The sequence below is a fragment of the Arenibaculum sp. genome (genome assembly GCF_035998295.1).
In the GTDB taxonomy this organism is placed as follows: domain Bacteria; phylum Pseudomonadota; class Alphaproteobacteria; order Azospirillales; family Azospirillaceae; genus DASYHS01.
In genome coordinates this window covers 18,266-30,733 of sequence record NZ_DASYHS010000135.1, presented here as the reverse complement: position 1 = coordinate 30,733, position 12,468 = coordinate 18,266, and the positions used below count along the sequence as shown (strand labels likewise).

General features: G+C 72.2%; 9 protein-coding genes. 7 read left to right on the top strand and 2 right to left on the bottom strand.

The window, feature by feature from the left end:
- Positions 1-64: 64 nt before the first annotated feature.
- The 5 genes from VGO20_RS13320 to VGO20_RS13300 all read left to right on the top strand — a co-directional run bounded on the left by VGO20_RS13320 (position 65) and on the right by VGO20_RS13300 (position 7,993).
- Positions 65-1,735 (top strand): methyl-accepting chemotaxis protein, encoded by a 1,671-nt coding sequence (locus VGO20_RS13320; protein WP_327502844.1) that lies wholly within the window; start codon positions 65-67, stop codon positions 1,733-1,735.
- A gap of 74 nt (positions 1,736-1,809) precedes the next feature.
- Positions 1,810-2,502 (top strand): hypothetical protein, encoded by a 693-nt coding sequence (locus tag VGO20_RS13315; protein ID WP_327502843.1) that lies wholly within the window; start codon positions 1,810-1,812, stop codon positions 2,500-2,502.
- Between the two features lie 89 nt (positions 2,503-2,591).
- Positions 2,592-5,246, top strand: a complete 2,655-nt coding sequence (locus VGO20_RS13310; RefSeq protein ID WP_327502842.1) for a PAS domain S-box protein — start codon at positions 2,592-2,594, stop codon at positions 5,244-5,246.
- Positions 5,247-5,554: 308 nt separating this feature from the next.
- On the top strand, positions 5,555-5,977 hold the full coding sequence (locus VGO20_RS13305) for a ribbon-helix-helix domain-containing protein (RefSeq protein ID WP_327502841.1): 423 nt from the start codon (positions 5,555-5,557) through the stop codon (positions 5,975-5,977).
- A gap of 213 nt (positions 5,978-6,190) precedes the next feature.
- Complete coding sequence (locus VGO20_RS13300; protein ID WP_327502840.1) at positions 6,191-7,993, top strand: right-handed parallel beta-helix repeat-containing protein; 1,803 nt, start codon at positions 6,191-6,193, stop codon at positions 7,991-7,993.
- A 77-nt stretch (positions 7,994-8,070) separates the two neighbouring features.
- Here VGO20_RS13300 and VGO20_RS13295 read toward each other — a convergent pair whose 3' ends face one another.
- Positions 8,071-8,982 carry a LysR family transcriptional regulator gene (locus VGO20_RS13295; RefSeq protein ID WP_327502839.1) on the bottom strand — a complete coding sequence of 304 codons (912 nt, stop codon included), beginning with the start codon at positions 8,980-8,982 and terminating at the stop codon, positions 8,071-8,073.
- A 93-nt stretch (positions 8,983-9,075) separates the two neighbouring features.
- On the opposite strand from VGO20_RS13295, the gene VGO20_RS13290 reads away from it, so the two are divergent.
- Complete coding sequence (locus VGO20_RS13290) at positions 9,076-10,251, top strand: alanine racemase (protein ID WP_327502838.1); 1,176 nt, start codon at positions 9,076-9,078, stop codon at positions 10,249-10,251.
- 47 nt (positions 10,252-10,298) lie between these two features.
- Here the strand turns inward: VGO20_RS13290 and VGO20_RS13285 are convergent, their stop codons facing one another.
- On the bottom strand, positions 10,299-10,889 hold the full coding sequence (locus VGO20_RS13285; protein ID WP_327502837.1) for an NAD(P)H-dependent oxidoreductase: 591 nt from the start codon (positions 10,887-10,889) through the stop codon (positions 10,299-10,301).
- 116 nt (positions 10,890-11,005) lie between these two features.
- Here VGO20_RS13285 and VGO20_RS13280 point away from each other — a divergent pair, with 116 nt between their 5' ends.
- Positions 11,006-12,448: an MATE family efflux transporter gene (locus tag VGO20_RS13280; RefSeq protein WP_327502836.1), complete on the top strand. Its 1,443-nt coding sequence runs from the start codon at positions 11,006-11,008 to the stop codon at positions 12,446-12,448.
- Positions 12,449-12,468 lie beyond the last annotated feature (20 nt).

The following is a 12,468-nucleotide window of genomic DNA, read 5'->3' as shown; positions in this document are numbered from 1 at the left end:
ACCTAGTCCGTCCGAGACTGATCATGTCTCTGCAAAGCGCAATTGAGCAATGATCGGTCAAGAAATGCGGATATCCACCATCACCAAGTCGGCTTATGCGGCCACCATCGGGCTGAGTTGCCTGTCCGCCTCGTGCCTGATCCTGGCCGATCGGGCGATCGAGGCCGAGCGGCAGGCGGAACGGGAGCGCACCGAATATCAGCAACTGGCCCTCGACCTCGCCAGCGCCTCCGACCACCTGACGAACGAGGCGCGACGCTACACGATCTTCGGTGACAGGCAGCACTTCGACAACTATTGGCGCGAGGTGAAGGAGACGGCGACGCGTGACCGCGTGGTCGCACGCCTTGCCGAACTGGGGGCGCCCCGGCAGGAACTCGACCTGATCGAGGAGGCCAAGCGGAAGTCGGACACGCTGATCGCGATCGAGGAGGCGGCGATGGACGCCGTCGCCGCGGGCGATCTCGAACAGGCCCGGGGCCTCATGTATGGTCCCGACTACGACCGGGGCAAGGCGGAGGTCACGGCGCCCGTCGCGCGCTTCCAGGAGATGCTGGCCGAACGGACCTCGGGTCTCGTCGAGTCCGCGCGCGAACGGGCAGACGCCATGACCCTTTTCGCCCACGCGGCCATCGCAGCCATGGCGCTGGCCTTCCTCGCGATCCTCTACGGCGTGCTCAGCCGACGCATCGTCACCCCCCTCTTGCGCATGAGCGGCGTGGTGACCCGTCTGGCGGGTCAGGACTACGACGTCGAGGTGCCCGACCGGGGCCGCGCCGACGAGATCGGCGGCATCGCCGACGCCGTACAGATCCTCAAGGACGGCGCGATCGCCCGCCGACGGATGGAGGCTGAGCAGGCCGAGGCGCGCGCCGTCAGGGAGCGGCGTGCGGAAACCATCGAACAGCTCGTCCGCTCCTTCGAGACGGCAGTCTCCCAGAGCCTGCGCACCGTGACCTCGGCCGCGACGCAGCTGGACGCGACGGCGCAGGACATGTCCCAGATCGCCGAAGAGACGACCCGGGAAGCCGGCTCGTCCGCCGCGGCCGCCGAGCAGACCTCGGCCAACGTGCAGACGGTCGCCGCCGCCTCGGAGGAAATGGCCGCGTCCCTCCAGGAGATCTCGCGGCAGGTCGCCACGTCCACCGCCGTCGCGACCCAGGCGGTCCGGGAAGCGGAACAGACCAACGCCACCGTGTCCGGCCTGGCCGAAGCCGCCCGGCGGGTCGGCGACGTGGTGCAGATGATCCAGAGCATCGCGGGGCAGACCAACCTGCTGGCGTTGAACGCGACGATCGAGGCCGCGCGCGCGGGCGAGGCGGGCAAGGGCTTCACGGTCGTCGCCAGCGAGGTCAAGTCGCTCGCCAACCAGACCGCGAGAGCCACGGAGGAGATTTCGGCCCAGATCGCCTCCATCCAGGCAGCCACCGGTACGGCCGTGGCCGCGATCCAGGGAATCGGGGGGACGATCTCCTCGATCAACGAAGTCGCGGCCGCGATCGCCGCCGCCATCGAGGAGCAGGGTGCCGCGACCGGCGAAATCTCCCGCAACGTGCAGCAGGCCGCGGCGGGAACGCAGGAAGTGTCGAGGAACGTGGCCCAGGTGATGCAGGCCGCCGGCCATACCGGAGCGGCATCCGCCCAGGTGCTGGGAGCGGCGCGCGAGCTGTCGCATGAGGCCGGGACGCTCGGCACCGAGATCGACAGGTTCCTCGCCTCGATTCGCGCCGCCTGACGAGCCGCGCGCGGCCCTGCCCCGACCGCGCCCTCCTATGATCACTGGCGTCGGAGCGGCCGGACCGGTAACGAATGGACATGCGCTCGTTCATTCTCCGGGCCGGCCTTCTCCGGATCGGCCTTCTCCGGATCGGCCTTCTCCGGATCAGTTGGCTCGCGGCGGCGCTGGCGGCCCAGCCGGCCGCCGCGCCGGCTGCCCTCGCCGAGCCTGTGACGGTCGGCGGCGTCACGTTCAGCGACGAGCTCGGCGGGTTCCGCATCCTGTCGGCCAGCGGCAGCGGCACCGAGGACGACCCGTTCGTCGTCGTCGAGGAGATCACCGATCCCGCCGACGCGGTGCTGGTGATCCGCGGCCGCCCCGATCCGACGCCCCGCAACCCGCGCACCAACCGCATCCTCAGCGGCCATGTCGTCGGCTTCGCCATGCGCAAGGTCGCGATCAACGCGACGGACCAGATCTGGCCCGGCTTCGACCTCGAGCTCCAGGCGCTGCCGGGGGTGCCGAGCCCATGGCGCGACGGGCTCAGCTTCGGCCAGGGCAGCCAGGCGCAGGCGCAGACCGGCAGCGACGCCTTCGAGCGCGCGACGATCACCGTCGAGCCCATCGACAGCGTGGTCTTCGCGCTGGGCGACGTGCCGCCCGGCGGGCGGGCGACGCTGGACTTCGTGGTCACGGACATGACCGAACGGCCGGCCCTCTATCTGGTCCAGCGGCGCCACCGCCCCCTTTCGCTCCGCCCCGACCGGCTTATGCCGTCAGGATAGGTGGGATGGCCGATGAACCGGACCCCCGACAAGGGCTACAGTCCCGGCGGCTACAATCCCGGCGCTTCGCTGCAGGAACCGCGCCCGCCATGAACATCCTCGTCGTCGCCGAACGGGAGCACCGCGGACGGCAACTGGTCGAACTCGCCGCACCGCCGCCGGCATCGGTCCGGACGGTGGCGGCCTGGACCGACGCGCTCGCCGCGTCGGGGGCCGGGCCGTGCGTCTTCGTCGTCCCGGTCGCGCGGGTCCCGGGGGAAGCCTGCGGGGAGGGGATCGAGGCCGTGCGGGCGCTGCGCGCCGCCGGGGTCCCGGTGCTGGCGCTCGCAGGGGATGCCGCCGCGATGGAGGCGGCCGTCGCGGCCGGGGCGGACGACGTCGTCTCGGCCGCGGCCGACCCGGGCGAGCTGAGGCTGCGCCTGGGCATGCTCGCCCGCCGGCGGGCGGCGCCGGAGCTTCCGGGAGCGCCGGCCGGCCTCGCCGCCTTCGTCGAGGCGATGCCGGTGCCGGCGCTGATCTCCCTGCCCGCGGAAGGGCGCATCCTGGCGGCCAACCGGCTGCTGCGGGACGCGGTCGGATACGACCTCGACGCGCTGCTCGCCATGCACGGCTCGCAGCTCTACGCCGATCCGGCCGACCGGGCACGGCTCGTGGAGGCGGTGGGCCGGGACGGCGCGGCCGCGGGCATCGAGATCCGCATCGAGCGCAGCGACGGGACCTCGCTGTGGGCGCTGGTGTCGTGCCGCGCCCTCGATCTCGGCGGCGCCCGGGGCCTGCTGTGCGTGTTCCAGGACATCACCGAGCGCAAGAGCGCCGAACAGGCGCTGGAGACGCGGGAACGGCGCCTGCGCCACATCGCCGACGCCCTGCCGGCGATGGTCTACCTGATGGACGAGCTGGGCCGGACCACCTTCGTCAACCGCCCCACCCTGGAGTTCACCGGCCGCAGCTTCGACGACATGCAGGGCGACCGCTGGCAGGAGGTGATCCATCCCGAGGACCGTCCCGGCCTGCTCGACAAGATGAGGCGCGCGGCGCGCGAGGGGACGGCGTTCGAGCACGAGTACCGTGCGCTCACGGCCGACGGCAGCTACCGCTGGCGGCTGAACCGGGGCCAGCCGCTGCGCGACCGGCGGGGCCGGCACCGCAGCATCATCGGCGTCTGCCTCGACATCACCGACCGCAAGCGCGCCCAGGAGGAGCTGGAGCTGAACCGGGAGCGGATACGCATGATCATCGAGACCGTGCCCGCGCCGATCGCCTATATCGACACCGAGGACGTGATCCGCTACGCCAACCTCGCCTATGCGCGCCGCTTCGACTCCGGGCGCGACGACATCGTCGGCAGGCGCCTGGCCGACCTGCTGGGCGAGGAGGCGACCCGGATGCTGCGGCCGTTCCAGGAGCTGGCGCTGCGCGGCCAGAGCGCGCGGTTCGAGGGCACGGTCGACTACGACCCGCTCGGCACGCGGCACTGCCAGATCTTCTACGTGCCCCACATCGTCGAGGGCGGCCGGGTCGCCGGCTATTTCGGCCTGGTGAACGACATCACCGAGACCAAGCGGATCGAGGCGGAGCTGCGGCGGGCGAAGGAGGCGGCCGAGCGGGCCGACGACGCCAAGTCCCGCTTCCTCGCGGCGGCGAGCCACGACCTGCGCCAGCCGCTGAACGCGATGAGCCTGCTGCTGGGCGTGCTGCGGCCCCAGATCACCGATCCGCGCGCGACCGCCGTCGCCGCGCAGATGCAGCAGTCGCTCGACGCCATGGTCGAGCTGTTCAACGCGCTGCTCGACATCTCGCGCCTCGACATGGGGGCCGCGACCGTCCGGCACGAACCCGTCGATACGGCGACGCTGTTCGCCCGGATCGAGACCGACTTCCGGGCGGCGGCGGCGAGCAAGGGGCTGGAGCTGCGGGTCGTGGGGTCGGGCATGACGGTGTGGAGCGACCCGACCCTGATCGAGCGCGCGTTGCGCAACCTCGTCTCCAACGCGATCCGCTACACCGAGCACGGCCGCGTCCTGCTGGGGTGCCGGCGCCGCGGCGCCCTCGCCCGGATCGAGGTCCACGACAGCGGGCCGGGCATCCCGGCCGACCGGCTCGACGACATCTTCGAGGAGTTCTACCAGGTCGGCAATCCCGCCCGCGAGCGCCGGGAAGGGCATGGGCTCGGCCTCGCGATCGTGCGCCGGGCGATGGACCTGCTCGGCCACCGCCTGGACGTCGCCTCGGCCGTCGGCCGCGGCTCGCGCTTCGCGATCGAGGTGCCGGCCTGCCCCATGCCCGGCGGCGCAGAGACCGAGGCGCCGGGCACGGGCCAGGCCGGGGAAGCCGGCAAGCCCGGCTTCCCCGTGCTGCTGATCGAGGACGACCCCCTGGTCCAGTCCGCGATGCGCATGACGCTGGAGGACCTGGGATGCCGCGTCCTTGCCGCCCCGTCGCTGGTCGAGGCGCTGGCCGCGCTCGACGCCGAGGGCGTGGCGCCGCACCTCGTGCTGGCCGACTACCGGCTGCCCGGGGGCGCCGACGGGCTGCGCGCCATCGCCGTGCTGCGCACCCGCTTCGGTCCCGAGTTCTCCGCCTGCGTCCTGACCGGCGACGTCCAGGCGAACATCCAGGCCCAGGTCGAGGCGGCCGGCGCCCGCTTCCTGCGCAAGCCGATCCGGCCGGAGGACATCCGCACGATCGTCGATGCGGCCCGGCACGCGGCGAAGTGGCGGCAAAGAGCCCGGCCGGCCGCCTGACGGCGCAGCGGACGCAAGAAGATTTCCGGGCGGGGTCCGCAAATTCCATTCGGATGCCCTCTTGCATTCGTCGGAACTTGGAATAATTTTCAATAATTGCAGCATGCGTGTCGGAAGATTCCGGTATCCGATCGATGTGCTCGCCCCGGCGCCAGGAGTACACATGCATTCGCATAGACTCCGACGTCACTTCCCTTGTGATTCTTTGCCGTAATGACATTTCCTCTCGGAACTAATATGATCTCACGATCACCGGCGAAGGTTTATTCGTGGATATACTTAGAATGCAAAGCAGGGGAAACCGGCCGATGCCGGACCTGCGCGGCGCGGCCGGCCGCCGAGATGGCCGGCGAACGGCCCCGTTCCTGGAGACCAGCGAGATGACCGACACCTCGAAGCACGGGGCGAGGGCCGCGGCGAGCACCGCCAGCCCAATCGGCCCACAGCCCGCCAACGACGAGCCCGTGTCCCGCCGGGTCGCCGTCTCCGGACGCCCCGTCACCGTCCGCCTGGGAAAGGAGGCCTGGGCCGCGCTGGAGGAGGTCTGCGCGCGCGAGGAGATGAGCGTGGACGAGCTGTGCGCGCGGATCGAGCGGCAGAGGGGCGAGGCCCCCTTCGCCGCAGCGGTGCGGGTGTTCGTCGCGAGCTACTTCATGCGGGCCGCCCAAGAGGAACGGGGACGCCCGGCGATGCGGCGACAAGGCCCGGTCGCCGTCCGCGAGACGGAATGAGGGCCCGGCCCAAAACCATCACAGCCCGCCGCCAGCCCGGCCGGAGCCCGCGGAAACCCTGGATTCCCGGTCCGGCCCGCCGGTGCCGTGCCCGATCCTTGTCACCCCCTTGGTAATATCTCGTTAACCATCATCTTGCGACCTTCCCGCGGGCAGACGGTGCCGCATCCCCCGAGAGGCGGCACCGTCGAACACCGACGGAGAAGAAAGAAAATGGTTGCAACGCCTTTCACCGACGCCGAGCCGAGCCGCCTGATCTGGGTCTCCCAGAACGGGCGCGACGGCAACAGCGGCAGTGCGGACGCACCGATGCGGACCATACAGGCCGCGGTCGACAAAGCCGGGCCGGGAACGGCCGTCATGGTCAAGGCCGGGCGCTACGTCGAGAACGTCGAATTCCAAGGGGTTCAAGGCACGTCGCAGAAGCCGGTCTGGCTGATCTCGGCCGACGGGGCCGAGAAGGCGGTCATCAAGGCCGCGAGCAACGGCCGCTCGACGGTCTATGCCCATGGCGAGGACAACATCGTCGTCGAGGGCTTCCGGATCGAGGGCGGCAAGAACGGCATCCAGTTCTCGCAGGCCGGATCCGGCTTCAAGGACCTGACCCAGAACCTCGTGGTCCAGGGCAACACGATCGTGAACGCACGCGCCGACGGCGTGAAGATCAGCCAGGGCAACAACGTCCACATCATCGACAACACGATCGCCGGGGCGGGCGATCAGGGCATCGACTTCGTGGCGGTGAACGGCAGCGTCATCGCGCGCAACGTCGTCTCCGGTATCACCGGCAGCTCGGGCGCGATCTTCGCCAAGGGCGGCTCGACCGGGATCGACATCGTCGACAACCACGTCAAGAGCTCGAAGGCCGACGGCATCGTGGTCGGCGGCTGGACGGAAAGCGCCTATTTCCGGCCCGGGACCCATGGCTGGGAGGCCCGCGACGTCAGCGTGATCGGCAACCTCGTCGAGGGCGTCGCCCGGCGGGCGCTCAATGTGCTGGGCGGCCAGGACGTCGAGGTGACCGGCAACCACTTCAAGGCCAATCCCGGCTACTCGGCGGCGGTCAACGTCGGATCCGGCAGCCCCTACCTGTCCAAGCGGCCGGTCTCCAAGAACGTCGACATCCACGACAACATCATCTCGAACGCGAAGAAGATGCTGATCGTCGAGTCCGGCAACAACAACAACATCGACTTCAACAGGAACGAGCCCGGCGGCAGCTGGACCAACAAGACCGGGCCCGGCGCCGCCAACAAGGCCGCGGCCCATGAGCAGGCGGCCAAGGAGCAGGCCGAGCCGGCGCCGGCCGAGGAAGCCTCCGTGCCCGTTCCGGACACCGCGCGCGGGCAGCCGGCGGCCGGCGTCCTGGAGGGCGTGTCGATCCCCGCGGGCCCCTGGGCGCTGAGCGGCGCCGTCCAGGACGTGCGCGAGGGCAGCTCGGCCGGCCAGCGGCTGGCCGGGACCGCGCGCAACGACGAGATGATCGGGCACGGCGGCAAGGACGTGCTGGCCGGCGGCGAGGGCGACGACCTCTACATCGTGTCGCGCGGCGTCACGGTCGACGAGGACGCCGGCGAGGGCGTCGACACGATCCATCTCTGGACCAAGCACTACCCGCAGCTCGGCGAGCACATCGAGAACGTCGTGATCCGGCTGCCCGAGGACGTGGCGATCCGCGGCAACGCGCTCGACAACGTCATCATCGGCGGCAAGGGCGGCGACACGATCGAGGGTGCGGCCGGCGAGGACCTGCTGGCCGGCGGAGCCGGGCGGGACACGTTCGTCTACGGGGACGTCACCCATGGCGGCGACCTGATCCTGGACTTCGTGCCCGGCGAGGACCGGCTGGACCTGACCGGCCTGATCGCCACGCTCGACGAGGCGACGGTGTCGCTCGCGGCGCGCGACGGCGGCACCGCGCTGATCGTCACCTCCGGCGGCGCCGAGCACGAGCTGGCGCTGCTGGCCGGGCACCAGCCCGCCGACCTCGCGCCGGTCGGCGACCTGCTGGTCTGACCCGCACGGCGAAAGGGCCGCCCCGCTCCGGCGGGGCGGCCTTTTTCGTGCCGGGCGCGCCGTCCTTCGCCGATCCCTCAGGGGGCCGCCCACGGCGGCGGCGACAGCGCGCCTGCGAGATGCTCCACGAAGGCCTCGATCCGCGCCGCCCGGACGGTGCGCGGGTTCATCAGGACGGCCACGTCGGCGTCGGGCAGCTTCCAGCCCGGCAGGACCTCGATCAGCCGCCCGGCACGAAGGTCGTCGGCCACGCTCCACTCCGACCGCTCGACGATCCCGAGCCCGTCCAGCGCCCAGGCGCGAACGACCTCGCCGTCGTTGCCGGCGAAGGACGGCCGAATGCGGATGGACCGGCGCACGCCGCCGCGTCCGGTCAGCGACCAGAGCGACACGTCCGCCTGGTCCTCGCGCACGACGCCGCAGCGATGGTCCCGCAGGCCCTTCGGCTCGTCCGGCAAGCCGTGCCGGTCGGCATAGGCGGGGGCGGCGCAGAGCAGGCGGCGGTTCGCGGCGAGCTTGCGCCGCACCACGTCCAGGTCCGGCAGGCGGCCCACATGGACCAGCATGTCCCATCTGTCCGTCCGCATCGCGCCCCGCGGATCCTCGGTCAGGACCAGGTCCAGGGTCACCGACGGGTGCAGCCGGGCGAAGACGGCCATGAGGGGTGCGACGTGCCGGCGCCCGAAGCCGAAAGGCGCGACCACGCGCAACGGGCCCGCGACCGTTCCGCGGCGCTGGACCAGATCCTCGGCCAGCGCGTCGAGGTCGCCGAGGATGGCGCCGGCGCGGCCGGCCAGCATCTCACCTTCCGAGGTGAGGCGGAGCCCCCTCCCGTCGCGCTCCACCAGGCGCAGGCCGAGGCGCTGCTCGATCTGCGCCAGCCGCTGCGAGACGGCGGGCGGGGTCACGTCCAGCGCCCGCGCCGCGGCGGCGAGCGAGGGGACGGCGGCTATGGCCGCGAAGAAGCGCAGGTCCGAGGTGCCGAGCATTAAGTCCAGCCTCAACGGAAAATGCAGATCACATGAATAGCGGGTTTCCGCCCGCCGGCCTATCGTCGCGTCGCCGTCCCGAAGGAGATCGCCATGCCGACACCGGACCCGCGCCTTGCCGCCCTGCCGACGCCCTGCCTCGTCCTGGACGAGGCGAAGATGACGAAGAACGTCGGGCGCCTCGCCGCCCGCGCGGCCGGGCTGGGCGTCGCCCTGCGGCCGCACCTCAAGACCGCGAAGTCCGTCGAGGTCGCGCATCGCGTCCTGACGGGGGGCGACGGCCCGGCCACGGTCTCGACCCTCGCCGAGGCGGAAGTCTTCGCCGCCGCCGGCGTGCGCGACATCCTCTATGCCGTGGGCATCGCACCGCAGAAGCTGGACCGCGTTCTCGCGCTGCGGCGCACGGGCTGCGACCTGTCGGTCATCCTCGACTCCGCAGCGCAGGCCGAAGCGGTGGCCGCCGCCTCCCGCCGGGCCGGCCGGCCGATCCCGGCGCTGATCGAGATCGACTGCGACGGCCACAGGGGCGGCCTGTCCCCCGACGATCCCGCTCTCGTCGCGGTCGGGCGCATCCTGCGGGACGGCGGGGCGGAACTGCGCGGGGTCATGACCCATGCCGGCGAAAGCTACGGCGTGACGGGAGGCGAGGCGCACGCCGCCTTCGCCGAGACGGAGCGCGCCGCCGCCGTCGCGGCGGCCGCGGCCCTGCGCGCCGCCGACCTGCCGTGCCCGGTGGTCAGCGTGGGCTCCACCCCCACCGCCCATGCGGCGCGCGACCTGACCGGCGTCACCGAGCTGCGCGCCGGGGTCTACGTCTTCTTCGACCTCGTCATGGCGGGGATCGGCGTCTGCCGTCCCGAGGACGTCGCCCTGTCGGTCCTGACCACGGTCATCGGGCATCAGGCGGCCCGCGGCCGGGTGCTGATCGACGCGGGCTGGATGGCGCTGTCGCGTGATCGCGGCACAGCCGCGCTGTCGCGCGATCGCGGCACGGCCGCGCAGGCAGTCGACCAGGGCTACGGGATGGTCTGCGACGAGGCGGGCACGATCCTGCCCGACCTGATCGTCACGCAGGCGAACCAGGAGCACGGCATCGTCGAGCGGCGCCCCGGGACGTCGGCGGCGATGCCGGACCTGCATGTGGGCACGCGGCTGCGCATCCTGCCGAACCACGCCTGCGCCACGGCGGCCCAGCATGAAGCCTACCGCGTGCTGCCCGCCGCGCCGGGCGCACCGCTTGCGCAGTGGCCGCGCTTCGGCGGCTGGTGACGGGCAAGAGCCCGGACGCCGGGCAGGGCGCGGCCGGGACGGATGCCCTACCTCGCCGCCCGGCCCAGGGCGCGCATGCGGTCGAGCCAGCGGCGGCGCTTCGCGTCGCCCATGCCCTCGACCATGCCGACGAGGCTGTGGCGGCAGGGGCGGATACCGGCGAAGGCGAGCACGTTGCGCTCCAGGCTGCGCAGGCTGTGGGCGCCGAAATACCAGCGGTAGACGAAGGCCGGCATGCCCATGGTCACGACGATCCTGGCCGAGCGGCCGGCGAGGCCCTTGCGCCAGCCCGTGCCCGCGGGGCCGCGGCCGCCGCCGACGGCGAAGCCCGGCCGCATCGTCTGCTCCAGGAAGCCCTTGAGCAGCGCCGGCATCGTGCCGAGCCAGAGCGGATAGACGATCACCAGGTGCCCGGCCCAGCCGATCGCGTCCTGCGCCTGGGCGATCGCGGGCGGGGGCGTGCCCGCCTCCCATTCCTGGCGGCTGCGCAGCAGCGGGAAATCGAGCTCCGCGACCTCGATCCGGCGCAGCTCGTGCCCGGCGGCGGCCGCCCCCTCGGCATAGGCGTCGGCGAGCGCGTGGCAGTAATGCCCGCCGCCCGGCGTCGGATGGCCCTGGACGATCACGATCCTGGTCATGGCGACCTCCTCGTCAGCGCTTCAACCCCGGGAATCGGAAACGGTCCCGCCCCGCATGACGGCCCCGCGGTCCGCGCCGGTCGCCAGCCCTCCGGCCGCATGCTATCCACGGCGCCATGACGGTCCAGACGCTCCACGCCCCGGGCCGGCGCCCCTGGATGGCCGAAGCCCGCGAGATGCTGGCGCTCGGCTGGCCGATGGCGCTGACCAACCTCGCGCAGGTCGCGATCGCGACGACCGACGTCGTGATGATCGGGCGCCTCGGCCCCGAGGCGCTGGCCGCGGGCACGCTGGGCGTGAACCTGTACCACGCGCTGTTCATCATCGGCCTCGGCCTGGCGCTCGCGGCGGCACCGATGGCGGCACAGGCCCTGGGGCGGCGCCGGCACGCCGTGCGCGAGGTGCGCCGCACGATCCGCCAGGGCTTCTGGGTATCGCTCGCCTTCGTCGTGCCGGGCTGGGTGCTGCTGTGGAACGGCGAGCAGATCCTGCTGGCGATGGGGCAGCGCCCGGACCTCGCGGAAGCGGCGGGCGGCTACGTCCGGGCGATGCAATGGGGGCTGCTGCCGGCGCTGTGGTTCGTGGTCCTGCGCTGCTTCGTCGGCGCGCTGGAGCGGCCGAAACCGGCGCTGGTCGTGACCGGGATCGCCATCGCGGTCAACGTCGCCGCCAACTGGGTTCTGATCTTCGGCAAGCTCGGCTTCCCGGCGCTCGGCCTGGTCGGCGCCGGGATCGCGAGCACGGCCGCGAACGCCTTCATGGCCGGCTGCCTGCTGGCCGTCGTCTACCGCGACCGCCGGTTCCGCCGCTTCCACCTGCTGGGCCGGTTCTGGCGCCCGGACTGGCCGCGCTTCCGCACGCTGCTGGCGGTCGGCCTGCCGATCGGCGTCACGCTCGGCTTCGAGATCACGGTGTTCAACTGCGCCGCCTTCCTGATGGGCCTGCTCGGGGCCGAGGCGCTGGCCGCGCACGCGATCGCGATCCAGCTCGCCTCGATCACCTTCATGGTGCCGATGGGGCTGGGCCAGGCGGCGACGGTACGGGTCGGCCTCGCGGCCGGCCGGGGCGACCGGGCGGGCGTGGGGCGCGCGGGCTGGACCGCGCTGGCGCTCGGCTTCGCGTTCATGGCGGCGATGGCGATGCTGCTGATCGCGGCCCCCCTGCCCCTCGTCGGCGCCTTCCTCGACCTCTCCGACCCGGCGAACGCCGGCGTCGTGCGGCTGGCGGTGGTCTTCCTCGCCGTCGCCGGGCTGTTCCAGATCGTCGACGGCGCGCAGACGATCGGCGCCGGCGCGCTGCGCGGGCTCGAGGACACGCGGGTGCCGATGGTGTTCGCCGGCATCGGCTACTGGGGCATCGGCATCGGGCTGGGGGTCGTGCTGGGCTTCCCGCTCGGGCTCGGCGGCCTCGGCATCTGGATCGGGCTCGCCGCCGGGCTCGGCACCGTCGCGGCGCTGATGGTCGGCCGCTGGAGCCGGCGCGAGGCGCTGGGCCTGGTACGCGTGAAGCGAGACGAGAACCGGCCGAATACGCCGGAAGAGGGCCCGGCCGCCAGTTGACATGGATCAATAGTTTCCGC